This window comes from Streptosporangium sp. NPDC004379 (genome assembly GCF_042873875.1).
Classification (GTDB): domain Bacteria; phylum Actinomycetota; class Actinomycetes; order Streptosporangiales; family Streptosporangiaceae; genus Streptosporangium.
This window is the reverse complement of record NZ_JBIAMC010000028.1, coordinates 1-22149: the sequence shown is the minus strand read 5'-3', so window position 1 is coordinate 22149 and position 22149 is coordinate 1. Positions and strand designations below refer to the sequence as shown.

The following is a 22149-nucleotide window of genomic DNA, read 5'->3' as shown; positions in this document are numbered from 1 at the left end:
GGGGTTCAGCCAATCAGTTGCTCCCACTGGAAACCTCCTTGCGCGCCACTCCGTGGTAGTGCGGCAGGTCGAGCGGCGGCACGGGGAACCCGCCCGCGGCGGGCTCGGCGCCGAGCTCCTCGAACTCGGCCTGGACCTGGGCCTCCCGCTCCTCCTTGCGCCTCTGCAGGACGCTGTCGAAGCGCCACCAGATGAGGGCACAGCCGATCAGCACCACGACGCCCAGCACGTACACGAGGGTCCGGTCCGTGCCGGCCAGGCGGAACGCCTTGGCGGTGGCGATCAGCAGGATCCAGGCGAGGTTGACCGGGATGAGGATCTTCCAGCCCAGGGCCATGAGCTGGTCGTAGCGGACTCGCGGCAGCGAGGCGCGGCACCAGATGAAGAACGCGAAGACCAGCACCATCTTCGCGAAGAACCACAGCAGCGGCCACCAGCCGCTGTTCGCGCCGTCCCACATGGAGATCGGCCACGGGGCGCGCCAGCCGCCCATGAAGAGGGTGATCGACATGGCCGAGACGACGAAGACGTTGACGTACTCGGCGAGCATGATGACCGCGAACTTCAGCGAGTTGGAGTACTCCGTCTGGAAGCCGCCGACCAGCTCGCCCTCACCCTCGGGCAGGTCGAAGGGCACACGGTTGGTCTCGCCCAGCATCGTGATGACGTAGATGACGAAGGACGGGAACAGGACGATCATGTACCACGACGGCATCGGCACGCCGAAGATCTCGTTGCCGCCCGCCTGCGCGCCGACGATCTCGGAGGTGGACAGCGTCCCGGCGTACAGGAACACGCCGACGAACGACAGTCCCATCGCGATCTCGTACGACACCACCTGGGCGCTGGCCCGCAGGCCGCCCAGCATCGCGTACGGCGAGCGCGACCCCCAGCCGGCGAGCACGATGCCGTACACGCCGACCGAGGCCATCGCCAGCACCAGCAGCACCGCGACCGGCAGGTCGGTGAGCTGCAGCGGCGTCTCGACGCCGAACATGGAGACCTTCGGGCCCATCGGGACGACGGAGAAGGCCAGGAACGCCGGGACCGCCAGGACGACCGGGGCGATGAAGTAGATCACCTTGTCGACGGTCCGGGGCATCAGGTCTTCCTTGAGACCCATCTTCAGGCCGTCGGCGACCGACTGCAGGAGGCCGAACTTGCCGGCCCGGTTGGGGCCGTAGCGGTTCTGCATGCGGGAGATCAGCTTGCGCTCGAACCACACGCCGAACAGCACGCCCAGCATCAGGACGACGAAGATGACGACGGCCTTGATGATGCTGATCCAGAGCGGGTCATGGCCGAAGTCGGCGAGGGTCGGATCGGCCGCCGCCAGCAGGGTAGTCCTCACGAGACACTCCCGATCTTTACGGTGTCACCGGCGACGGCGCCCAGGTCGCGGGTCACCGAGCGGCCGGCGGAGTTCGACGGCAGCCACACGACCCCGTCGGGCAGGTCGGCGATGCGCACCGGGACGCTCAGCGAGCCCCGCTCGCCGGTGACGACGATCTTGTCACCGTCGGAGACCCCCGACGCGGCCGCGGTGGCCGCCGACACCAGCGCCGCGGCCTCCCGGGCGGTGCCCGCGAGGTACGGCTCGCCGTCCTGCAGGCGCCCGTCGTCGAGCAGCAGATGCCAGGTGGAGAGGGTCGCCTCGCCCGGTCGCAGGGCCGGGACCCTGCGTGAGGCGACGTCCGGGGCTGCGGCCCGGGGGCCGCGCCAGGCGCCGATCGAGCCGAGCTCGCGGCGGGCGGCGGCCGGGTCGGGCAGGCCGAGGTGGACGTCCATGTGGTCGGCGATCGCGGTCAGGGCCCGCAGGTCGCTCATCACCCCGGGAACCCGGAGCGCCTGCTCGAACGTGCGGCCGCGCCCCTCCCAGTCGACGAACGTGCCGGACTTCTCGGCCGTCGCGGCGATCGGCAGCACCACGTCCGCGCGGTCGGTGACGGCGCTGGCCCGCTGCTCCAGGCTCACGATGAACGGGGTGTTCTCCAGGGCCGCCAGCGCGGCCTCGGGGTCGGCCAGGTCGTAGGGGTCGACGCCGGCCACGACGAGCGCGTCCAGCTCGCCGTCCAGCGCCGCGCCCAGGATGCCGGAGGTGTCGCGGCCGGGGGTGTCCGGCAGCGAGGCGACGTTCCAGATCCGGGCCACCTCGGCGCGGGCCGCCTCGTCGGCGACCGGGCGGCCGATCGGCAGCAGGTTCGGCAGCGCGCCGGCCTCGACCGCGCCGCGCTCACCGGCACGGCGCGGCACCCAGGCCAGCCGGGCGCCGGTCGCGTCGGCCAGCCGTACCAGCGCCGACAGCGCGCCCGGCGAGGTGGCGAGCCGCTCGCCGGCGAGGATGACCGCGCCCGGCTTGCGGAGGGCCTCGGCGGCCGGAGAGCCACCGGAGACCAGTTCGCCCAGGGCCTCGGCCTCGGCGCCGGGCAGCGTGCGCAGCAGCGTGCCGCGCATCTTGGCCAGGCCGGGGCTCGCGAACGGGGCGATCGAGAAGACCGGCAGGCCCCTCTTACGCCACGCCTTGCGCAGCCGCAGGAAGACGATCGGCGACTCCTCCTCGGGCTCGAAGCCCGCCAGGAGCACGGCCGGGGCCGTCTCCAGGTCGGAGTAGCGGACCTCGATGCCCTTGCCGGCGACGGCGTGCGCGAGGAACAGCGTCTCCTCCGCCGACAGGGGGCGGGAGCGGAAGTCGATGTCGTTGGTGCCGAGCGCGGTCCGGGCGAACTTGGAGTAGGCGTAGGCCTCCTCGACCGTGACCCGGCCGCCGACGAGCACGCCGGCGCGGCCGCGGGCGGCGGCCAGCCCGGCGGCGGCGACGGCGAGCGCCTCCGGCCAGGAGGCCGGGACCAGGCGGCCCTCCTCGTCACGGACCAGCGGGGTCTTCAGCCGGTCGGCCGCGGTGGTGTAGGCGAACGCCCAGCGGCCCTTGTCGCAGTTCCACTCCTCGTTGACCTCCGGGTCGTCCCCGGCGAGGCGGCGGGTGACCTTGCCGCGGCGGTGGTCGGTGCGCAGCGAGCAGCCGCTGGCGCAGTGCTCGCACGCGCTGGGCGTGGAGACCAGGTCGAACGGGCGGGCCTGGAACCGGTAGGCGGCGCCGGTCAGCGCGCCCACCGGGCAGATCTGCACGGTGTTGCCCGAGAAGTAGGACTCGAACGGCTGCCCGTCGGCGGCGCCGACCTGCTCCTTGGCCCCGCGCTCGAAGAAGTCGATGAGCGGGTCGCCGGCGATCTCGTCGGAGAAGCGGATGCAGCGGGCGCACTGGACGCACCGCTCGCGGTCGAGCAGCACCTCGGTGGAGAGCGCGACCGGCTTGGGGAAGGTCCGCTTGCTCTCGGTGAAGCGGCTCTCGCCCTGCCCGTTGGACATCGCCTGGTTCTGCAGGGGGCACTCGCCGCCCTTGTCGCAGACCGGGCAGTCCAGCGGGTGGTTCATCAGCAGCAGCTCCATGACTCCGCGCTGTGCCTTCTCCGCCACCGGGGAGGTGAGCTGGGTCTGCACCACCATGCCCGGGGCCACCTCGATGGCGCAGGACGGCTGCGGCTTGGGGAAGCCGCGGCCGTTGCCGGCGTCGGTGATGTCCACCAGGCACTGGCGGCAGTTGGCGGCCGGCTCCAGCAGCGGGTGGTCGCAGAACCGCGGGATCTGGATGCCGAGCAGCTCCGCCGCCCGGATGATCAGCGTTCCCTTGGGGACGCTGACCTGGAAACCGTCGATCGTGAGGGTCACCAGGTCTACCGGCGCCTGGGCCGGGGTGGTCGCTTCGACTGTCATGCGGTCCCCCACACCGTGGACGGAGCGTGATCGAACGGGCAGCCGCCGATCTCGAAGTGCTTGAGGTACTCGTCGCGGAAGAGCTTCACCGACGAGTGGATGGGGCTGGTGGCGCCGTCGCCCAGGGCGCAGAAGGAGCGTCCCAGGATGTTGTCGGCGATGTCGGTGATCGTGGTCAGGTCCTCCTCGCCGCCCTGACCCTTCTCCAGCCGCTTGAGGACCTGCTTGAGCCAGTAGGTGCCCTCCCGGCAGGGGGTGCACTTGCCGCAGGACTCGTGCGCGTAGAACTCGGTCCACCGCAGTACGGCGCGCACCACGCAGGTGGTCTCGTCGAAGATCTGCAGGGCCCGGGTGCCGAGCATGGAGCCCTTGGCGCCGACCGACTCGAAGTCGAGCGGGACGTCCAGGTGCTCGTCGGTGAAGATCGGGGTGCTCGACCCGCCGGGGGTCCAGAACTTCAGCCGGTGGCCCGCGCGGATCCCGCCGGCCATGTCGAGCAGCTCGCGCAGCGTGATGCCGAGCGGCGCCTCGTACTGGCCGGGGCGGGTGACGTGCCCGCTGAGGGAGAAGATGCCGTAGCCCTTGGACTTCTCCGTGCCCATCGAGGCGAACCACTCGGCGCCGTTGGCGATGATCGAGGGAACACTCGCCACCGACTCCACGTTGTTCACGACGGTGGGCGAGGCGTACAGGCCCGCCACGGCGGGGAAGGGGGGCTTGAGCCGAGGTTGGCCGCGATAGCCCTCCAGCGAGTCGAGCAGCGCCGTCTCCTCGCCGCAGATGTAGGCGCCCGCCCCGCTGTGGACGACCAGCTCCAGGTCGAAGCCGGAGCCGAGGATGTCCTTGCCGAGCAGGCCCCGCTCGTACGCCTCGGCCACGGCCGCCCGCAGGCGGCGGATGACGTGCAGCACCTCGCCGCGCACGTAGATGAACGCGTGATTGGCGCGGATCGCGTAGGAGGTGATGATGACGCCCTCGACGAGCGAGTGCGGGTTGGCCATCATCAGCGGGATGTCCTTGCAGGTCCCGGGCTCGGACTCGTCGGCGTTGACCACCAGGTAGTGGGGCTTGCCGTCGCCCTGCGGGATGAATCCCCACTTCATGCCGGTGGGGAAGCCCGCGCCGCCGCGGCCGCGCAGACCGGAGTCCTTGACCGCCTGGATGACGGCGTCGGGGTCCATGGTCAGCGCCTTGCGGGCGGCGGCGTAGTCGCCGTAGCCGTCCAGGGTGAAGGAGTCGGGCTGGTCCCAGTTCGCGGTCAGGACCGGGGTGAGAGTGGTCATGGTGCCTCGGGCGCCTTCCATCCGTTGGCCTTGGCGACCTTCAGGCCCTCCAGCGAGGGGCCGGCGGCCGAGGGGCCTTCACCGGCCAGGCCGTCGGACAGCCCGGCGAGCACCCGGGACGCCTCCTTGAAGGTGCACAGCCTCTTCGGGCCGCGGGTCGGCACGACGTCCTTGCCGTCCCTCAGGTCGTCGACGAGCTGCTTGGCCGACTCCGGGGTCTGGTTGTCGAAGAACTCCCAGTTGACCATCATCACCGGGGCGAAGTCGCAGGCGGCGTTGCACTCCAGCCGCTCCAGCGAGACCTTCCCGTCCGGGGTGGTCTCGTCGTGACCCACCCCGGCGTGCTCGGACAGCTCGTCCCAGATCTGGTCGCCGCCCATGACGGCGCACAGCGTGTTGATGCACACGCCGACGTGGTACTCGCCCATCGGCCTGCGCTTGTACATCGTGTAGAAGGTCGAGACGCCCACGACCTCGGCCTTGCTCAGGCCGAGCATCTCGGCGCAGAACTCGTGGCCGGCGTCGGAGACGTAGCCGTCCTCCGACTGCACCAGGTGCAGCAGCGGCAGCAGGGCCGAGCGCGGCTTCGGGTAGCGGCCGATGATCTCCTTGGCGTCCCGTTCCAGACGCTCGCGGACCTCCGGCGGATAGGTCGCGCCCACGACGGCGCCCTCCTCATGGCTCATCGGTCCACACCTCCCATAACCGGGTCGATGGAAGCGACCGCGGAGATCACGTCGGCCACCATGCCGCCCTCGCAGGTGGCGGGGATGGCCTGCAGGTTCGTGAAGGACGGGTCGCGGAAGTGCACGCGGTAGGGGCGGGTGCCGCCGTCGCTGACGACGTGCGCGCCCAGTTCGCCGCGGGGCGACTCGACCGAGGAGTAGACCTGACCCGCCGGGACCCGGAAGCCCTCGGTCACCAGCTTGAAGTGGTGGATCAGCGCCTCCATCGAGCTGCTCATGATGTGCGCGATGTGGTCGGGCGAGTTGCCGTAGCCGTCGGGGCCGAGCGCGAGCTGCGCGGGCCAGCCGATCTTCTTGTCGTCCACCATCACGCGGCCGCCCTTGAGCGGCCCGGACAGCCGGTCGAGGGCCTGCTCAATGATCTTGAGCGACTCCTCCATCTCGGCCATCCGCACGAGGTAGCGGCCGTAGACGTCGGCGCTGCGCTCGGTCGGGACGTCGAACTCGTAGGTCTCGTAGCCGCAGTAGGGCTGCGTCTTGCGCAGGTCCCACGGCAGGCCCGCGGCCCGCAGCATCGGCCCGGTGACGCCCAGGGCCATGCAGCCGGTGAGGTCGAGGTAGGCGACGTCCTTGGTGCGGGCGAGGTAGACCGGGTTGGCGTCGAGCATCTTGCGGAAGTCGCGGATGCGGCCCGGCATGACCTTGAGCAGCTCGCCGACCTTGTCCACGGCTCCGGCCGGCAGGTCGGTGGCGACGCCGCCGGGCCGGACGTAGGCCATGTTCATCCGCAGGCCGGTGATGTACTCCATCACGTCGAGCACCATCTCGCGCTCGCGGGCCCCGAAGAGGAACGGCGTGGTCGCGCCCAGCTCCATGCCGAAGGTGCCGATGGCCACCATGTGCGAGGAGATGCGGGTGAGCTCCATCATCATCACGCGGATGGCCTGGGCCCGCTCGGGGACCCGGTCGGTGATGCCGAGCAGCTTCTCCACGCCCATGCAGTAGGCGGTCTCGTTGAAGATCGGCGAGAGGTAGTCCATCCGGGTGACGAACGTGGTGCCCTGGGTCCACGTCCGGTACTCGAGGTTCTTCTCGATGCCGGTGTGGAGGTAGCCGATGACCGTGCGGGCCTCGGTGACCGTCTCGCCGTCGAGGTTCAGCACCAGGCGGAGCACGCCGTGCGTGGACGGGTGCTGCGGGCCCATGTTGACGACGAGCTGCTGGTCCTGCTGACCGCTGAGGGAGTCGACCAGCTCCGTCCAGTCGTTGCCGGAGACGGTGTACACCCTGCCCTCGGTGACCTCTTCGTCGTATGAGGCACTCACTGGTAGGACCTCCTCTGGTCCGGTGCCGGGATCTCGGCGCCGCGGTACTCCACCGGGATGCCACCGAGCGGGTAGTCCTTGCGCTGGGGGTGGCCGTCCCAGTCGTCGGGCATCATGATGCGGGTCAGCCCGGGGTGACCGTCGAAGACGATCCCGAAGAAGTCCCACGTCTCACGCTCGTGCCAGTCGTGGGTCGGGTAGACCGAGACCGTGGACGGGATGTGCGGGTCGGCGTCGGGGCAGGAGACCTCAAGGCGCAGCCGCCGGTTGTGCGTGATCGAGCACAGGTGGATCACCGCGCGCAGCTCCGCCCCCTCCATGTGGGGGTAGTGCACGCCGGAGACGCCGAGCGACAGCTCGAAGCGCAGCGCCGGGTCGTCGCGCAGCGTCCGGGCGACCTCGGGCAGGCGCTCGCGCCGGACGTGGAAGGTCAGCTCGCCGCGGTCGACGACCACGCGCTCGATCGCGTCGCCGAAGTCCGCGCCGAGCGCGCGCTCCAGCTCGTCGGCGACGGTGTCGAAGTAGCCGCCGTAGGGGCGCGGGGTGGCCAGCTCGGGCTTGCGCCGCACGACCAGCCGGCCGTACCCGGAGGTGTCGCCGGTGCCGGTGGCGCCGAACATGCCCGTGCGGGCGATCGGCTCCTCCGGGATCTCGGGGAGGTTGTCAGTCATCGGTCGCCTTACCGCTCCTCGTCCGCCGTGCGCGGGCCCGCCGCAGGGAAACCGCCGGTCACTTCGCGGCCTCCTGGTCGATCAGCGGCAGCGTCCGCAGCGCCTGCAGTTCGAGCTCGTCGATCTGCTTGGCGCGGTGCGCGCCGAACTTCATGTTCTGGATCTTGTCGTGCAGCTTCACGATCGCGTCGATGAGCATCTCGGGCCGCGGCGGGCAGCCGGGCAGGTAGATGTCGACGGGCACGACGTGGTCCACGCCCTGCACGATGGCGTAGTTGTTGAACATGCCGCCGCTGGAGGCGCAGACGCCCATGGCGATGACCCACTTGGGCTCGGCCATCTGGTCGTAGATCTGGCGCAGGACCGGGGCCATCTTCTGCGAGAGACGGCCCGCGACGATCATGAGGTCGGCCTGCCGCGGAGACGCCGAAGCGCGCTCCATGCCGAAGCGCGCCAGGTCGTGCTTGGGACCGCCGGTGGACATCAGCTCGATGGCGCAACAGGCCAGGCCGAAGGTGGCCGGCCATACGGAGTTCTTGCGCGCCCAGCCGGCGACCTGCTCGACCGTGCTGAGCATGAACCCGCTCGGAAGTTTCTCTTCAAGTCCCATATCTAGTCCCAGTCCAGACCCTTGCGGCGCCACACGTACGCGTAGGCCACGAGCACGGTGACGATGAACAGCACCATCTCGACCAACCCGAAGACGCCGAGCTGGTCGAAGGCGACCGCCCACGGGTAGAGGAAGATGATCTCGATGTCGAACACGATGAAGAGCATCGCGGTGATCATGTACTTCAGCGGGAAACGGCCGCCGCCGACCGGCTGGGGCGTCGGCTCGATACCGCACTCGTAGGCGTCGAGCTTCGCGCGGTTCCAGCGCTTGGGACCGGTGAAGGGCGCGATCGTCACCGAGAAGATCGCGAATCCCGCCGCGAGAACGGCGAGCACCAGGATGGGCGCGTACAGGTCCATCGCTACGCCTCCTCTCCCATCTCCACGCGCGCCGGCGCGTAGCTGGTCGTTTCTGTGTGGTGTGCAAGTCTAGGGAGGGCGGTCGTCAGGTCCGCCTCCCGCTGGCCGGGCTTCGTGAAGCAGGGGTTCATGCCGGTGGCGCCACCTTCGACAGGGCGTTGATGATGCGGTCGGACGCGTCACCGCGCCGGTCGGTGAGGTTGGCCAGGAGTTTCAGGGCGAACCTCATCAGCGGCGGGTGCGGCAGCGCGTGGCGGGTGATGAAGTCCATCACCCCGCGACGGCCGATGAGCTCGACGAACCCGCGGCCCAGGGTGAAGTATCCGCCGTAGGCGTCCTTGAGGATACCCGGGTAAGCCCGCAGCACCCGCTCGCGCTGGGCGGCGGTCGCCCGGCCGAGCGCCTGGACGATCGTCTCCGCCGCGATGTGGCCGGTCTCCATCGCGTACGCGATGCCCTCGCCGTTGAACGGGTTGATCATCCCGCCCGAGTCGCCGACGAGCACCAGGCCGCGGGTGTAGTGGGGCTGGCGGTTGAAGCCCATCGGCAGCGCCGCGCCCCGGATGGGGGCGGTCATGTTCTCCTCGACGTAGCCCCACTCGGGCGGCATGGTCGCGACCCAGCGCCGCAGCAGGTCGCGGTAGTCGGTGCCCTTGAACGCCTCGCTGGTGTTCAGCAGCCCGAGGCCGACGTTGGAGGTGCCGTCGCCGACGCCGAAGATCCAGCCGTAGCCGGGCAGCAGGGTGTCGCCGGCCCACAGCTCCAGCCAGGTCTCGAGGTAGTCGTCGTCGTGGCGCGGGCTGGTGAAGTACGTCCGTACGGCGACGCCCATCGGGCGGTCCTCGCGCTTGTGCAGCCCCATCGCCAGGGAGAGCCGGGTGGAGTTGCCGTCGGCGGCGACCACGAGACGGGAGCGGTAGGAGACCTCCTCGCCGTCCTTCTTCGCGGTGACGCCGACGACGTGACCGCTGCGCTCGTCGAGGATCGGGGCGATGACGTTCACGCCCTGCAGCAGGCGGACCCCGGCGCGCTCGGCGTTGGCCGCGAGGATCTGGTCGAAGTCCTGCCGGGTGCGCACCAGGCCGAAGTCGGGGTAGCTCGACAGCTCGGGCCAGTCGAGCTCGAAGCGCAGGCCGCCGCCGACCACCCGCAGGCCCTTGTTCCTGACCCAGCCGGGGGCGTCGAGGTCGATGCCCATGGCGATGAGCTGCTTGACCGCCCGGGGCGTCAGGCCGTCGCCGCAGACCTTCTCGCGGGGGAAGGTCGTCTTTTCGAGCAGCAGGACCTCAAGGCCGGCCCGTGCGAGGTGGAATGCGGTCGTCGAGCCGGCGGGTCCGGCACCGACGACGATGACGTCGGCGTCGATTTCGGTGACGTTCCGCTGCGCGGCGGCTGGCACGGTCACGGGACCCGTCCTGTCCTACAGCTTCGAGGCCTTTGAGTATTCGGCCCTTCGTTCCTTTGTGAAGTGCTTCACAAACTTGTCGGCCCGAAGTCTAGCCCCTTTACGGCCTGAAGTGTCAGCGGGGTCCGTCAATGCCCGCGAATCCTTCACGCCGGCTTGTACGCGCGGTGAATCGCCACGATCCCCAGGGCGAGGTTGCGCCACGCGACCCGTTCCCAGCCGGCCTCGCGGATGATCCTGGCCAGCCCCGGCTGGTCCGGCCAGGCCCGGATCGACTCGGCCAGGTATTCATAGGAGTCGTCGTTGGAGCCGAACAGCCTGGCGGCCTGCGGCATCATCCTCATGAGGTACTGGGTGTAGACGAGGTCGAACGCCTTGCTGGTGGGGTGGGAGAACTCCAGGATCACCAGGCGCGCCCCCGGCTTGGCCACCCGCAGCATCTCGCGCAGCGCCTGGCCGGTGTCGTGGACGTTGCGCAGCGCGGTGGAGATCGTCACCGCGTCGAAGACGTCGTCGGCGAACGGCAGCCGCAGCGCGTCGCCGGCGACGAAGGTGACCCCGCGCACCCCGCCGCCGGACAGGCCCGAGCCGCCCCGCCGCCGCACCCCGGTGCGCAGCATGCCGAGCGAGAAGTCGGAGGCGATCGCGCGGGCGCCGAGGGCGGTGAAGGCGTCGGTGGAGGTGCCGGTGCCCGCGCCGAGATCGAGGACCAGCTCACCGGGGCCCGCGTCGACGGCCGCCGCGGTCGCCTTGCGCCACAGCCGGACCTGGCCGAGGGAGATGATGTCGTTTACCAGGTCGTAGCGCCGGGCCGTGCGATCGAACATCGCGGCGACCTCATGCGGTTGCTTGTCCAGCGAAGCGCGCGTCATGAGGACAAGACTAGGGCCGCAGGGACATTCCACGGAAAGTAGCCACTCGGTTACTCACGGTCTGCTAGTAATTGCGGAATGCTCCCCGAAACCACCCCCACCCGGGCCGCCCCCGCTCCGGTCCCGCCCCTGCTCACAGCGCAGCCCCCGGTCGCCGCGCCGCCTTCGGTCCCGGCCCCGGCGGCGGCCGTCCCCGCCCTCCGCCGGGCCACCGTCCCCGCCCTCGCCGCCCTCTCCGTCCTCGCCGCCCCTCCGCCGCCCGCCGCGGCCGGCACGGTCCCGCACCCCGCGGTCGTCTCGGCCGACCCGGTGGACACCACCCCGCACGTCCTCGACGGGATCGTCAACGCCTTCGCCCTGGTCGGCGGCACGGTGGTGGTCGGCGGCAGGTTCGGCCGGGTGCGCGAGGCCGGCATGGCCCGGGAGGTGGAGCGGCGCAACCTCTTCGCCTACGACCTGGCCACCGGGCGGATCCTGCCGGACTTCGCCCCGCGCCCCGACCGCCCGGTCCGGGCGCTGGCCGCGGGCGACGACGGCACCGTCTACGCCGGCGGGGAGTTCACCACGGTGAGCGCCTCCGCCCGCGGCCGGACCGGTGCGCTGGCCCGGCTGCGGCTGTCCGACGGTTCGCCGGTGGCCGGCTTCGCCGCCCGGATCAGCGGAGGCCCGGTGACCGCCCTGGTCAGGGATGGCGCGGCGCTGTACGCGGGCGGGGGCTTCACCCGCGCGGGCGGCCTGGCCCGCCCGGCCCTGGCCCGGCTGGACGCCGCCACCGGCGCCGCCGACGCCGCGTTCGACATCCGGCCGGACGCGCCGCGAGGCTCCCGGGCACGGGTCCACGCGCTGGCGCTCGGCGGCGGGAGGCTGGCGGTCGGCGGCGACTTCACCACCCTGGGCGGGCTGCCGCGGGCCCAGCTCGGCCTGGTGGACGTCCGCGCCGCCCGGGTCGACGCCTGGCGGACCGCCTTCTACGCGCCGCGGTGCGCCCGCGACTTCCCGGGTTACGTGCGCGGCCTGGACTTCGCGCCCGGCGGCTCCTACTTCGCCGTCGTCACGACCGGCGGCCCGCGCGGGGCGGAGCGGCCGTGCGACACCGCCGCCCGCTTCGAGACCCGCCCGCAGCGAGCCTCGGGTGAGGTCTCCCCCACCTGGGTCAACCACACCGGGGGCGACTCGCTGTACGCGGTGGCGGCGACCGGGGCCGCGGTCTACGTCGGCGGCCACCAGCGCTGGCTCGACAACCCGGAGGGCCACGACTCGGCCGGGCCCGGGGCCGCCCCGAGGCCGGGGATCGGGGCGATCGACCCGCGCACCGGCCGGGCTTTACCGTGGAACCCGACCAGGGAGCGGGGAATCGGAGTCAAGGCGTTCCTCACCTGTCCCCGGGGACTACTCGTTGGTAGCGACACAACTCGGCTCGGTCACGAGTACCATGCCCGAGTCGGCATGTTCCCGCTGCCGTGATCACTTCTGATTCTTGGCGATTCGCGCACTCACCGCGTCCCGCTGTTTGGACAGCAGGACGTAACTGGCCACCCCGCTGACCAGGAATGCGGCGACTATCAGGATCAAGGGCTCACGCAGGCCGAGGAGATACAGCACGCCGAAGCTCACGGCGAACAGTCCCAGCCGGGAGACGGTGTAAACGAAGACGGGATGCACACCGTCGAGGTTACGTCACTCTCCACGTATGGTCCGTGCCGCCCGGGCGTATGACGGTGCCATAAAGACAGAGCGGACGCTCTTCGCACCGAGCACGGGCGCTGCTAGTGTGCCCAACAGATCAGTTTTGTAAAGAAACACCCACGAGAGCGTCAAAGAGGCTCTATCATATAACAATCGGGCAGTCAGTCGGTAACAACCCGTGATCTTTGTAAGAAACCACGGATAAATCAGACTTCGCTCGGCACACTGGTTACCTGTCCGCCCGCTGGCAGGAAGCGGGATGCGAGGGGGAGAGATTGTGGAGAGTAGCAGCGAGCGTCTGCTGACGCCCGGAGAGGTCGCCGCCCTCTTCCGGGTCGACCCAAAGACGGTCACGCGGTGGGCCGCGGCAGGCCGCATCAGCAGCATCCGTACCCCCGGGGGGGCACCGGCGGTTCCGCGAGTCGGAAGTGCACGCCCTCCTGCGCGGAGAGGACGTACTGACGGCCGAACGGCCGGCAGGCGAGACCCCGCGTGTCTGACGACTGAGGACGTCACGTCATCGGTGGTCCTGCGCGCCTTACCCGGAATGCCGCAGGATCGCCGATGGAGTCGCACGGCCCACGGGCGGACCGGTCCGCCGGCCGCGTGCCCGTGCGAAGCGGCGAGCCGACCCGCCGCTCACCCCTCCTGTTCGGCCTTGAACGCCAGGAACTCCCGCTCCAACTCGTCGTTCTCCTCCAGCCAGCGCCGCCGCCGGAGCGCGAACTCCTCCTCGGTGAGCGACTCCGCCAGCCAACGGTCGTAGTCCGGGTCCCCCGGCGAGATCTCCACGTACGCGTTGCCGATCAGACGCCCGTCATCGCTGGACAGGCTCTGCGGCACGCGCAGAGTCCCGTCAGCGAGCCTGATGACGTACATCCCCAGATCACCTAGATTCCGTAGCGCCGGTTGAAGAACAACATGACATTGAGCGCCATCCGCGTGTCACCGCCGAGCATGTCCACCAGGGCCGGCCGCTGCCGGGAGGCGATGGCGGCGAACGCGTCCGCGAAGAACTCCCGGCGCCCCAGCTCCCCCGCCTGCAGGTGGAAACCCGACGCCAGCACCGGCACGCACTGCTCGTAGAGGGCGACGAACTCCGCCGAGTCGGACACCCAGCCGTCGTGGGGCATGTCCACGTCGTCCAGGGCGTGCCCGATCTCGTGCATCATCACGTCGGGCGTGGGCGAGGGGCGGTCCCCCACGACCACCTTTCGGTCACCGTACGCGCCGGCGCAGACGTCCCAGGTGGCGCGGCCCGACGGCAGCGCCGCGCCCCGCAGGTAGCCCATGTCGTCCAGGTCGGGCACCCCGCCCTCGCCGACGTAGATCCCGGTGAGCCCCTCGGCCAGCTTCTCCTTGAGCCTGTCCGGCAGCCGGGCGAGGCTCTCCACCGCCCGCACCGTCTCCGGGGAGGGCGGGCCCTCCCGGGAGTCCCACTGGCGGTGCAGGATCGTCTCCAGGGGCCCGCAGTGCCGCAGGCCGTCGCCGAAGCCTGGGGCGTCGGGCGGGTGGGGCCGGGCCCGTGGCCGCTCGTCCGCCAACTCGAAGTCACGCCAGGTGTACCGCGGGCGGTCCTCCGCGGACGCCGTCACGGTGCCGGCCCTGCGCTCGGGACCGGCCCCTGTCTCGCGCACCGCGCCCGCCTCCCGCACCGCGCCGGGGTCACGCGCCCTTCCCGCCTCCCGCACCGCGCCGCCGTCGTGCGCCGGGTCGGCCTCGCGCGGCGCCCGCCCCGCGCCGTCCACGCGCCGGGACGACAGGCCGCCCTGCCACCAGCGCCGCCGGTGGCGGCCCTTGTCGGCGGAACTCGCCATCGCATGCCCTCCAGGGGAAGTGGCAACGGATCCCACCGTACGACGTGGATCTTCACCAGTCATCCGAAACCGGGCTCTTGCCTCACCCGGACCGGTGATGGCCTACAGTGCGGAACATGCCCTTGCTAGCTCTGGCGCTGCTCGCCCTGTGGCTGTACTGCCTGTTCGACGCCATCACCACGCCGGACGAGGAGACAAGAAACCTGCCCAAGCTGCTGTGGGTGATCATCATCGTGCTGGTCCCCCTGGCCGGCGGGGTGTTCTGGCTCCTGCTCGGCAGGCCGTCCGGCCCACGCGCGCCCCGCGTCCCCCTGCCCCCGGAGGCGCCGCGGCCGCAGGCCCCCCGGGGCCCGGACGACGACCCCGACTTCCTGCGCGACCTCGACCGGCGCCTGCGCGACGACGACTGACGGCACGACACCCGGCGGACCGTTCCCGGCCCGCCAGAGGGTCCTACGCCGGATGCCCCGGACCCGCCGGAAGACCGCGTGCCGGAAGGCCCCGGGCCCGCCGGAGAACCCGCCGGAACACGGACGGGGCGGCGCGGGATCACCCCGCACCGCCCCGTCACCGGACGCCCGCCGGTCAGCCCGGCACCTCCGCGTAGGAGTGCAGGCCGCCGAGGAAGACGTTCACCCCGACGAGGTTGAACAGCAGGCAGCCGAACGCGATCAGCTGCACGATCATGGCGGCCCGGCCCTTGAAGCCGGCGGTGGCGCGGGCGTGCAGGTACGCGGCGTAGGCGATCCAGGTGATGAACGCCCAGACCTCCTTGGGGTCCCAGCCCCAGTAGCGGCCCCACGCCTTGTCGGCCCAGAGCGCGCCGGCGATGACGGCGAAGGTCCAGATCGGGAAGGAGATCACGATCGCCCGGTGCGCGATCCGGTCCAGGTCCTCCCGGGACGGCAGCCGCAGCGCGGTGTCCTTGCGGACGAGGTAGAGGACTCCGCAGACCGCGGCCATGGTGAACAGGCCGCTGGCGATGATCGCCGCCGTCACGTGGATCGCGATCCAGTAGGAGTTGAGCGCCGGAACCACCGGTCCGGCCTGCACCTCCAGGTACTTCACGGAGAAGCCCAGCCCGAGCGCGGCGGCGACCGTGACGAACGCCCCGAGGAAGCGGATCCGGTAACGCAGGTCCATGAACAGGAACGCGGTCACCGCCGCCAGGCACATGGCGACCACGAACTCGTACATGTTGCCCCACGGCCACCGGTTCACCGATATGCCCCGGGTGAGGACCGCCGACAGGTGGGCGGCCCAGCCCAGCCAGGTGAGCGCGACCGCGACCGTGCCGGCCCGCGACGCCCAGGACGGGGGCTCCTTCCCGGCGGGAACCTCCCGCCCGGCGCCCTCCGTGCTCTCCGAGCTCTCCAGGACCTCTGCGGCCTCCGGGGGCTCTCCGGCGGACCCGGCCGCGGGCGGTGCCGTACCGCCGCCGACCGTGGCGAGCACGGCGTCGGCCTTGACCTCCGCTCCCGCGTCCGCCGTCGTCCCGGCGGCCTTGGCCGCGGACCGGGGACGGCCGAAGCCGAGGTCCAGGGCGTATCCGATCATTGCGAAGACGTACAGCAGCACCGTCACCAGGACGAGCTGGTCGCTCAGTACGGCGAGGCCGCTGTTCTCAACGGGCATCCTTAACTCCTGGATTCAAGGCGGCGACGACCCCGGCGAACTCCTCGCCGAAGTCACCGCCTTCGGTGCGCGTCAGACCGCCCACCTCGATGTGCCGAAGGCCGGGCTCGGACCCGTCCGGTCCCTGCCCGGTGGCCACGGCCTCGTTCTTCACCCGTACCCACACCCGGCGGCGGCGGACGGTCAGGGACAGCACCAGGCCGAGGACGGCCAGCACCGAGAAGACGAACGCGGGCATCCGGCCCGGGTCGTGGGTGATCTGCAGGGCCACCCACTCCTTGACGCCGGTGAACTCGATCGAGCCCGCGCCGCCGGGCAGGTCGAGCTTCTGTCCGACGGCCAGCGGGTCGGCCCGCGTGACCGGCGCCCCCGCCCCGCCGGGCAGGTCGGGCCGCTGACCGGCGGGCGGCTGACCGGCCTTCATGACCAGCGGCCTCATCTTCTTCAGGCTTTCCGGGTCGAGCTGGTACACCGACTGCGGCCGTCCGTCGCCCATCCCCAGGTCACCGGCGAAGACGCCGTAGATCTGGGCCAGGGGGTTGGCCGCGCCGGGGAAGACCGACACCCACTCGCCGCCCATCGGCACGCCGCTCGGCAGGAAGCCGACGAGGATGCCGAGCTGCTCGGGCCGGGCGTCCGGCACCTTGATCGTGCACTCGGAGGTGAACGTGCTCGGCTGGGCGACCAGGCACGGCACCGGGCCGTCGTAGGCGACCTGGCCCTTGCCGTCCGTGACCTTGAAGGTCGGCGCGTAGCCGTGGTCGATCAGGTAGGTCAGCGTGCCGTTGACGTCCAGCGGCTCGTTGACCTTGAGGGTGTAGTCGCGCTCGGGTGCGCCGGGGGCGTCGGTGACCTTGAGCGCGGCCGAGAAGTCGAGGGGCTGACCGCGCCGCTGGCCCTGGGCGACGTAGGTGGCCTGGAAGTCGTCCACGGTGAACGAGAACGGCTCCAGCGACTCGGCGCTCACCTGCTGACCGGGGATGTAGCGGTCATAGGCGGCGACCGTGTTGGAGAACCCCTCCCCCTCCACGACCAGCACGTTGCCGCGGTAGCCGTACAGCGCGCCCACGGCCACGGCGACCAGCATGCCGAGCAGCGCGACGTGGAACAGCAGGTTGCCGGTCTCGCGGAGATACCCCTTCTCCGCCGACACCCAGCCGGGACCGGTGGTGACGCGGTAACGGCGGGCACGCAGCCGCGCGGCCGCCTCCTCCACGGTCAGGCCGGCGTCGAAGGAGGCGTGGTGCGGCAGCCGGACGAGGTTGCGCGGCGGCGCGGGCGGCTTCCTGCGCAGCTCGCGCAGGTGGGCGGCGGCCCGGGGCAGCACGCAGCCGATCAGGGAGACGAACAACAGCAGGTAGATCGCGGCGAACCACGGCGCGCGGAACACGTCGAACAGCCAGAGGCGGTCCAGCCACTCGGCGAGCCCGGGGTCGTCGCGGAAGTACTGGGCGACCCTGGCGTCGGCGATGCCGCGCTGCGGCCACAGCGACCCGGGGATCGAGGCCAGCGCGAACAGGAACAGCAGGATCAGCGCGGTCCGCATCGACGTCAGCGTGCGCCAGAACCACCGCGCCCACGCCACCGCGCCGAACGACGCCGGCCGTACGGCGGGCTCCCGCCCGGCCGGAGGCGGCGTCTCCACGGCCGTGCCGGCCCGGCCGGTCCGCTCGGTCTCGCTCACCGCACCCCCCTTTCGTCGCGCTCGGCCCGGTCCATCAGATCACCGGCTCGAATCCGCCGATCCACGTCTGCATCGTCGCGATCAGCCCCGACCAGAGCCCGGTGACCAGCAGCAGGCCGACGGCGACCAGCATGGCCCCGCCCACCCGGGTGATCAGTCGTGAGTGGCGGCGGAAGACCTTGAACGTGCGCAGCGCCTTGCCGTAGGCCAGTCCCGCCGCGAGGAAGGGCAGACCGAGGCCCAGCGCGTAGGCGAACGCCAGCAGCGCGCCGCGCCCGGCGCTGCCCTCGTTGAGCCCGAGGGTCAGCACCACTCCCAGGGTAGGGCCGATGCAGGGCGTCCAGCCCAGGCCGAACACCACCCCGAGCAGCGGCGCCCCGGCCAGGCCCGCCGCCGGGACCCGGTGGATGCGCAGATCCCGCTGCAGGCCGGGGATCGCGCCCATGAACGCCAGGCCCATGACGACGGTCACCGCGCCCAGCACCCGCGTGATGACCTCGGCGTTGCCGAGCAGCACCGAGCCCAGCCCGCCGAACAGGGCGCCGCCCGCCACGAACACCACGGCGAACCCCAGGACGAACAGGGCGATGCCCGCGGCCATCCGGCCGCGCCGGGGGTCGGCGCTCATCCCGGTCACGTACGACAGGTAGCCGGGCACCAGCGGCAGCACGCACGGCGACAGGAAGGACACCAGCCCCGCCGCCACCGCGATCGGCAACGCCAGGGCGAGCGACCCGCCCGCCACCGTCCCGGCCAGGTCAGCGCTCATCACGCCCGCGTTCATCGGGTCCGCCGCCGGTCACCGTGACTCGGCGCTCAGCTTGGTGACCGTCGCGAGCAGCTCGCTGTGCTTGACCGCGCCGAGCGCGCGGGCGGCGATCCGGCCCTGACGGTCGATGACCAGCGTCGAGGGGATGGCCGCGGGCGGCACCGTGCCCTGGAAGGAGAGCGCGATCTTTCCCGGCTGGTCGAAGATGCTGGGATAGCCCGGCTGCTGCCCCCGCTCGAAGGCCAGCGCGTCGGCCTTGCGGTCCTTGAAGTCGATGCCCACGAACTCCACTCCGGAGTCCTTGGTCCTGGCCGCGATGTCCTTGAGCGTCGGCGCCTCCGCCCGGCAGGGCGCGCACCAGGAGGCCCAGAAGTTCAGCACCACGACCTTGCCCCGGTGCTCGGCGAGCGTGGTCCGGCCGCCGTCCAGGGTCTCCCCCGCGACCTCGGGGGCGGCCTTGCGGGAGGCCGCGTCGAACACGGTGATCTTGCCGTCGCCGGCCACGAAACGGGTGTCCCCCGCCTGCGGCTGCGACCCCTGGTTCCCGGCGCACCCGGACGCGGACACGGCGACGGCGGCGCACAGCGCGGCAGCGGAGAAGAGTTTTGCGCGCATCGGTGGCGGGGTCTCCCTGTACTACAACCGGTAGAGCAGCCACTCTACCGGCGGGGTCACGCGCCCCGGCACAGTGGGGCGTCCGGCGGGCGCGTCCACCGGCGCCACGTGCCCGGCGACGGGTGTGACGCTCCCGGTCACGCGCCCGCGCGTACCCCGTGCCCGCGGGTGTCAGGCGCCCGGTGACGCGTCCGCGGGTGTCACGCGCCCGGTACGGCGGGGCGTCTGGAGAGCGCGCCGGCCGGCTCGCTGTAACCCACGCTGGTCAGGCGGTCGCCCTCGAAGGACAGGGTGGTGAGGCTGGCCAGCCCGCACTGCCTGCGGCGCGGATCGTGCGGCAGCCGCCGGCCCTCCGCCGCGAGCCGGATGATCCAGATCGGGAGCTGGTGGCTGACCAGCACGGCCTCGTGGCCGCGCGCCGCGTCGCGGGCGACGTCGATGGCCGCCTTCATCCGCCGGACCACGTCGGTGTAACGCTCGCCCCAGGAGGGGCGGAGCGGGTTCCACAGGTAGCGGTAGCGGCTCGGGCTCCGGAAGATCCCGTCACCGCCCCCGACCATCAGGCCCTCGAAGATGTTCTCCGCCTCGATGAGCCGGTCGTCGAGGGTGACGTCCAGCCCGAAGGTGGCGCTCAGGGGGGCCGCGGTCTCCTGGGCCCGCTCCAGCGGGGAGGAGAACAGGGCGACGACGTCGCGGGTGGCGATCGCCTTGGCGACCGTCTCGGCCATCTGCACGCCGGTCTCCGAGAGGTGGAAACCGGGCAGCCTGCCGTACAGGACGTTGGCGGGGTTGTGCACCTCGCCGTGGCGCAGTAAGTGAACGATGGTGGTCTCGGCCATGGTGTCATCAGCCTACCCATCCGTACGGCGCGGCCCACGTCAGAGGTCGGCGGCCACCGCCTTGAGCGCCTCCACCGCGGCCCGGATCGCCGGGCGGCGGGCCGCGTCGGCGCGCCACAGGGCGTAGACCCGGCGGGACGGGCGGGGCCGCAGCGGGACGATCCTGACCCCCTCGGGCACGAAGTCGCGGCCGAGGCGCGGGATGATCGCGCATCCCTGTCCGGCGGCGACGAGGGCGAGCTGGGTCGGGTACTCGTCCGCCATGCAGGAGATCTCCGGCTCCAGCTCGGCCGCGCGCAGCGTGTGGACCAGCCAGTCATGACAGACCGTGCCCGGCGAGGAGCTGACCCACCGCTCCCCGGACAGGCCGGCGAGCTCGATCTCCGACCGCCCGGCCAGCGGGTGCGCCTCGGGCAGGACCACGTCCGCGATGTCGTCGAGGAGTGTCTCCCGCGACAGCCCCTCGGGGATGGCCATCGGCCGGTTCGACCAGTCCTGGGCCACCGCGAGATCCAGCTCACCCCTGGCCACCTCGCGGATCTGCCGGGCGGGTTCGCGCTCCATCATCTGCAGCCGCAGGTCGGGATGGCGCCTGTGCAGCAGGCGCAGCGCCCCGGGCAGCAGGCCGCGGGCCGCCGTGGGGAAGGCGCCGATGCACAGCCGTCCCACGACCTCCCCGCGCAGCGCCTCGAAGTCGGCCTCGGCGGTCTCCACCAGCGCGAGGATGCGCCCGGCGTGGTCGGCGAGCAGCCCGGCCGCGTCGGTCAGCCGTACCCCGCGTCCGTTGCGTTCCAGCAGGGGCGCACCGGTCTCCCGCTCCAGCTTGGCGAGTTGCTGGGAGACCGCCGACGGGGTCACCATCAGGGCCTCGGCTGCCGCGCCCACGGAACCGTAGACCGCCACGGCGTGCAGGGCCTTGAGGCGGTTGAGATCCAACATGTAAGCGATTCTAAAGCCACCAGCAAAGAAAGTCTCGCTTGTCCTGAATTATCGGTACGGTCAACGATGAAAAAATGAGAACCAGACACCTCCTGCTGGCCGTCGGCCTCGCCGCCGTCTGGGGCTTCAACTTCGTCGTCATGGAGGCGGGGCTGCGCCACTTCCCGCCCCTGCTCTTCGTGACGCTGCGGTTCGCCCTGGCGGCCTTCCCGGCGTTGCTGTTCATCGGGGGTCCCGGTGTGCCGTGGCGGCGGGTCCTGGCCGCCGGGGCCACGCTCGGCGTCGCGCAGTACAGCCTCCTGTTGCTGGGCATGCGGGCCGGCATGCCCGCCGGACTGACCTCGGTCGTCATCCAGGCCCAGCCGGTGTTCACCGTGCTCCTGGCGGTGCTCCTGCTGAAGGAGCGGATCACCGCGCGACGGGCGACCGGCCTCGGCGTCGCGCTCGCCGGACTGGCGCTGATCGGCGCGGACCTGGGCGGCGAGGGCGGTCCGGTCGGCGCCTTCCTCCTGGTCGTCGGCGGCGCCTTCGGCTGGGGGCTGGGCAACATCGCGGTGCGCAAGGCGGCGCCGCCCAGCACCATGCGATTCATGATCTGGCTGAGCGCGGTGGCGGCGGTTCCCATGTTCGGCCTGTCACTCCTGGTCGAGGGCGTCCCTCAGGTGCGGCTCTCCACCGAGGGCGTGCTGGCGGTCCTGTACGTCGCTCTGCTCGCCACCCTCGGCGGCTTCGGGGTGTGGGGTTTCCTGCTCAAGAAGTACGACGCGTCCGTCGTCGCGCCCTACAGCCTGCTCGTCCCGGTCTTCGGCATGTCCTCGGCCTTCCTGGTCACCGGGGAACCCGTCTCCCCGGTGAAGCTCGCCGCCGCCGCGCTGATCGTCTCCGGAGTCCTGTACGCGGGCGCCCGCCCGCGCCGGAAGGCTGTTTCCGGCGGGGCTTCCGGCGGGGCTTCCGGCGGGGCTTCCGGCGGGGCTTCCGGCGGGGCTTCCGGCGGGGCTTCCGGCGAGGAGGGACGGCTGGATGGCGACCGGCCCCGTGCGGGCAGCGCCGTCACCGCCGGGGGATGACCCGTACGGCTCCGCTGCGGCTGGGGCTTTTCGCGTCGCGGGGCGGTTCCTCCGGGCTTGGGCGGGTCGCCGCTTGCCGTGCTGGTCGGTGGTTCGCGCTGCGGTGGGTGGGT

General features: G+C 71.6%; 22 protein-coding genes and 1 pseudogene. 4 read left to right on the top strand and 19 right to left on the bottom strand.

Annotated features, from left to right (window positions below; all coding sequences use genetic code 11):
• Positions 1 to 13: 13 nt before the first annotated feature.
• The 10 genes from nuoH to ACFYSC_RS35615 form a co-directional block, all read right to left on the bottom strand.
• Positions 14 to 1351 carry an NADH-quinone oxidoreductase subunit NuoH gene (gene nuoH / locus ACFYSC_RS35660; RefSeq protein ID WP_362938722.1) on the bottom strand — a complete coding sequence of 446 codons (1338 nt, stop codon included), beginning with the start codon at positions 1349 to 1351 and terminating at the stop codon, positions 14 to 16.
• The gene (locus ACFYSC_RS35655) at positions 1348 to 3771 is read right to left on the bottom strand and encodes an NADH-quinone oxidoreductase subunit G (RefSeq protein WP_389970400.1); all 2424 of its coding nucleotides are present in this window, start codon (positions 3769 to 3771) and stop codon (positions 1348 to 1350) included. The genes nuoH and ACFYSC_RS35655 overlap by 4 nt, the downstream gene beginning before the upstream one ends.
• Positions 3768 to 5054 carry an NADH-quinone oxidoreductase subunit NuoF gene (gene nuoF, locus ACFYSC_RS35650; protein WP_362938728.1) on the bottom strand — a complete coding sequence of 429 codons (1287 nt, stop codon included), beginning with the start codon at positions 5052 to 5054 and terminating at the stop codon, positions 3768 to 3770. The genes ACFYSC_RS35655 and nuoF overlap by 4 nt, the downstream gene beginning before the upstream one ends.
• Positions 5051 to 5740 carry an NADH-quinone oxidoreductase subunit NuoE gene (gene nuoE, locus ACFYSC_RS35645; RefSeq protein WP_362938731.1) on the bottom strand — a complete coding sequence of 230 codons (690 nt, stop codon included), beginning with the start codon at positions 5738 to 5740 and terminating at the stop codon, positions 5051 to 5053. Before nuoE ends, nuoF begins: the two co-directional genes overlap by 4 nt.
• Entirely contained in the window at positions 5737 to 7065 is a 1329-nt protein-coding gene (locus ACFYSC_RS35640; RefSeq protein WP_389970395.1) for an NADH-quinone oxidoreductase subunit D, read from the bottom strand. The genes nuoE and ACFYSC_RS35640 overlap by 4 nt, the downstream gene beginning before the upstream one ends.
• Complete coding sequence (locus ACFYSC_RS35635; protein ID WP_362938734.1) at positions 7062 to 7736, bottom strand: NADH-quinone oxidoreductase subunit C; 675 nt, start codon at positions 7734 to 7736, stop codon at positions 7062 to 7064. Before ACFYSC_RS35635 ends, ACFYSC_RS35640 begins: the two co-directional genes overlap by 4 nt.
• Positions 7737 to 7794: 58 nt before the next feature.
• On the bottom strand, positions 7795 to 8346 hold the full coding sequence (locus tag ACFYSC_RS35630; protein ID WP_179820475.1) for an NADH-quinone oxidoreductase subunit B family protein: 552 nt from the start codon (positions 8344 to 8346) through the stop codon (positions 7795 to 7797).
• Between the two features lie 2 nt (positions 8347 to 8348).
• Positions 8349 to 8708, bottom strand: a complete 360-nt coding sequence (locus tag ACFYSC_RS35625; RefSeq protein WP_362938737.1) for an NADH-quinone oxidoreductase subunit A — start codon at positions 8706 to 8708, stop codon at positions 8349 to 8351.
• 127 nt (positions 8709 to 8835) lie between these two features.
• On the bottom strand, positions 8836 to 10113 hold the full coding sequence (locus ACFYSC_RS35620) for a geranylgeranyl reductase family protein (RefSeq protein WP_389970391.1): 1278 nt from the start codon (positions 10111 to 10113) through the stop codon (positions 8836 to 8838).
• 146 nt (positions 10114 to 10259) lie between these two features.
• On the bottom strand, positions 10260 to 10985 hold the full coding sequence (locus ACFYSC_RS35615) for a demethylmenaquinone methyltransferase (protein WP_389970388.1): 726 nt from the start codon (positions 10983 to 10985) through the stop codon (positions 10260 to 10262).
• 78 nt (positions 10986 to 11063) lie between these two features.
• Here ACFYSC_RS35615 and ACFYSC_RS35610 point away from each other — a divergent pair, with 78 nt between their 5' ends.
• Positions 11064 to 12449, top strand: coding sequence for a hypothetical protein (locus ACFYSC_RS35610; RefSeq protein WP_389970385.1), 1386 nt, complete (start codon positions 11064 to 11066; stop codon positions 12447 to 12449).
• Here the strand turns inward: ACFYSC_RS35610 and ACFYSC_RS35605 are convergent, their stop codons facing one another.
• Positions 12450 to 12647, bottom strand: coding sequence for a DUF4229 domain-containing protein (locus ACFYSC_RS35605; protein WP_362938749.1), 198 nt, complete (start codon positions 12645 to 12647; stop codon positions 12450 to 12452). It lies immediately after the preceding gene.
• A gap of 283 nt (positions 12648 to 12930) precedes the next feature.
• Here ACFYSC_RS35605 and ACFYSC_RS35600 point away from each other — a divergent pair.
• Positions 12931 to 13171 (top strand): annotated as a pseudogene (locus tag ACFYSC_RS35600) (BldC family transcriptional regulator).
• 139 nt (positions 13172 to 13310) lie between these two features.
• Here the strand turns inward: ACFYSC_RS35600 and ACFYSC_RS35595 are convergent.
• Together ACFYSC_RS35595 and ACFYSC_RS35590 are read right to left on the bottom strand one after the other, a co-directional pair.
• The gene (locus ACFYSC_RS35595; RefSeq protein ID WP_362938752.1) at positions 13311 to 13550 is read right to left on the bottom strand and encodes a hypothetical protein; all 240 of its coding nucleotides are present in this window, start codon (positions 13548 to 13550) and stop codon (positions 13311 to 13313) included.
• A gap of 11 nt (positions 13551 to 13561) precedes the next feature.
• Positions 13562 to 14488: a hypothetical protein gene (locus ACFYSC_RS35590; protein WP_389970382.1), complete on the bottom strand. Its 927-nt coding sequence runs from the start codon at positions 14486 to 14488 to the stop codon at positions 13562 to 13564.
• 116 nt (positions 14489 to 14604) lie between these two features.
• On the opposite strand from ACFYSC_RS35590, the gene ACFYSC_RS35585 reads away from it, so the two are divergent.
• Complete coding sequence (locus tag ACFYSC_RS35585; RefSeq protein ID WP_362938758.1) at positions 14605 to 14898, top strand: PLD nuclease N-terminal domain-containing protein; 294 nt, start codon at positions 14605 to 14607, stop codon at positions 14896 to 14898.
• Between the two features lie 175 nt (positions 14899 to 15073).
• Here ACFYSC_RS35585 and ccsB read toward each other — a convergent pair whose 3' ends face one another.
• The 6 genes from ccsB to ACFYSC_RS35555 form a co-directional block, all read right to left on the bottom strand.
• Complete coding sequence (ccsB, locus tag ACFYSC_RS35580; RefSeq protein ID WP_389970377.1) at positions 15074 to 16123, bottom strand: c-type cytochrome biogenesis protein CcsB; 1050 nt, start codon at positions 16121 to 16123, stop codon at positions 15074 to 15076.
• Positions 16113 to 17807 (bottom strand): cytochrome c biogenesis protein ResB, encoded by a 1695-nt coding sequence (locus ACFYSC_RS35575; RefSeq protein WP_362938764.1) that lies wholly within the window; start codon positions 17805 to 17807, stop codon positions 16113 to 16115. Before ACFYSC_RS35575 ends, ccsB begins: the two co-directional genes overlap by 11 nt.
• A gap of 34 nt (positions 17808 to 17841) precedes the next feature.
• Positions 17842 to 18576 (bottom strand): cytochrome c biogenesis protein CcdA, encoded by a 735-nt coding sequence (locus tag ACFYSC_RS35570; protein WP_362938766.1) that lies wholly within the window; start codon positions 18574 to 18576, stop codon positions 17842 to 17844.
• Between the two features lie 30 nt (positions 18577 to 18606).
• Positions 18607 to 19191, bottom strand: coding sequence for a TlpA family protein disulfide reductase (locus tag ACFYSC_RS35565; protein WP_389970373.1), 585 nt, complete (start codon positions 19189 to 19191; stop codon positions 18607 to 18609).
• A 200-nt stretch (positions 19192 to 19391) separates the two neighbouring features.
• The gene (locus ACFYSC_RS35560; RefSeq protein WP_389970370.1) at positions 19392 to 20030 is read right to left on the bottom strand and encodes a histidine phosphatase family protein; all 639 of its coding nucleotides are present in this window, start codon (positions 20028 to 20030) and stop codon (positions 19392 to 19394) included.
• Between the two features lie 39 nt (positions 20031 to 20069).
• Positions 20070 to 20969, bottom strand: a complete 900-nt coding sequence (locus ACFYSC_RS35555) for a LysR family transcriptional regulator (protein WP_362938775.1) — start codon at positions 20967 to 20969, stop codon at positions 20070 to 20072.
• A 74-nt stretch (positions 20970 to 21043) separates the two neighbouring features.
• On the opposite strand from ACFYSC_RS35555, the gene ACFYSC_RS35550 reads away from it, so the two are divergent.
• Entirely contained in the window at positions 21044 to 22036 is a 993-nt protein-coding gene (locus tag ACFYSC_RS35550) for an EamA family transporter (protein WP_389970367.1), read from the top strand.
• Positions 22037 to 22149 lie beyond the last annotated feature (113 nt).

What these genes read in the sequence shown, in the direction of transcription:
- ACFYSC_RS35655 (WP_389970400.1), bottom strand. Translation starts at nt 3,771, where the DNA reads ATGACAGTCGAAGCGACCACCCCGGCCCAGGCGCCGGTAGACCTGGTG.
- nuoF (WP_362938728.1), bottom strand. Translation starts at nt 5,054, where the DNA reads ATGACCACTCTCACCCCGGTCCTGACCGCGAACTGGGACCAGCCCGAC.
- nuoE (WP_362938731.1), bottom strand. Translation starts at nt 5,740, where the DNA reads ATGAGCCATGAGGAGGGCGCCGTCGTGGGCGCGACCTATCCGCCGGAG.
- ACFYSC_RS35635 (WP_362938734.1), bottom strand. Translation starts at nt 7,736, where the DNA reads ATGACTGACAACCTCCCCGAGATCCCGGAGGAGCCGATCGCCCGCACG.
- ACFYSC_RS35630 (WP_179820475.1), bottom strand. Translation starts at nt 8,346, where the DNA reads ATGGGACTTGAAGAGAAACTTCCGAGCGGGTTCATGCTCAGCACGGTC.
- ACFYSC_RS35625 (WP_362938737.1), bottom strand. Translation starts at nt 8,708, where the DNA reads ATGGACCTGTACGCGCCCATCCTGGTGCTCGCCGTTCTCGCGGCGGGA.
- ACFYSC_RS35615 (WP_389970388.1), bottom strand. Translation starts at nt 10,985, where the DNA reads ATGACGCGCGCTTCGCTGGACAAGCAACCGCATGAGGTCGCCGCGATG.
- ACFYSC_RS35610 (WP_389970385.1), top strand. Translation starts at nt 11,064, where the DNA reads ATGCTCCCCGAAACCACCCCCACCCGGGCCGCCCCCGCTCCGGTCCCG.
- ACFYSC_RS35595 (WP_362938752.1), bottom strand. Translation starts at nt 13,550, where the DNA reads ATGTACGTCATCAGGCTCGCTGACGGGACTCTGCGCGTGCCGCAGAGC.
- ACFYSC_RS35590 (WP_389970382.1), bottom strand. Translation starts at nt 14,488, where the DNA reads ATGGCGAGTTCCGCCGACAAGGGCCGCCACCGGCGGCGCTGGTGGCAG.
- ACFYSC_RS35585 (WP_362938758.1), top strand. Translation starts at nt 14,605, where the DNA reads ATGCCCTTGCTAGCTCTGGCGCTGCTCGCCCTGTGGCTGTACTGCCTG.
- ccsB (WP_389970377.1), bottom strand. Translation starts at nt 16,123, where the DNA reads ATGCCCGTTGAGAACAGCGGCCTCGCCGTACTGAGCGACCAGCTCGTC.
- ACFYSC_RS35570 (WP_362938766.1), bottom strand. Translation starts at nt 18,576, where the DNA reads ATGAGCGCTGACCTGGCCGGGACGGTGGCGGGCGGGTCGCTCGCCCTG.
- ACFYSC_RS35565 (WP_389970373.1), bottom strand. Translation starts at nt 19,191, where the DNA reads ATGCGCGCAAAACTCTTCTCCGCTGCCGCGCTGTGCGCCGCCGTCGCC.
- ACFYSC_RS35560 (WP_389970370.1), bottom strand. Translation starts at nt 20,030, where the DNA reads ATGGCCGAGACCACCATCGTTCACTTACTGCGCCACGGCGAGGTGCAC.
- ACFYSC_RS35555 (WP_362938775.1), bottom strand. Translation starts at nt 20,969, where the DNA reads ATGTTGGATCTCAACCGCCTCAAGGCCCTGCACGCCGTGGCGGTCTAC.
- ACFYSC_RS35550 (WP_389970367.1), top strand. Translation starts at nt 21,044, where the DNA reads ATGAGAACCAGACACCTCCTGCTGGCCGTCGGCCTCGCCGCCGTCTGG.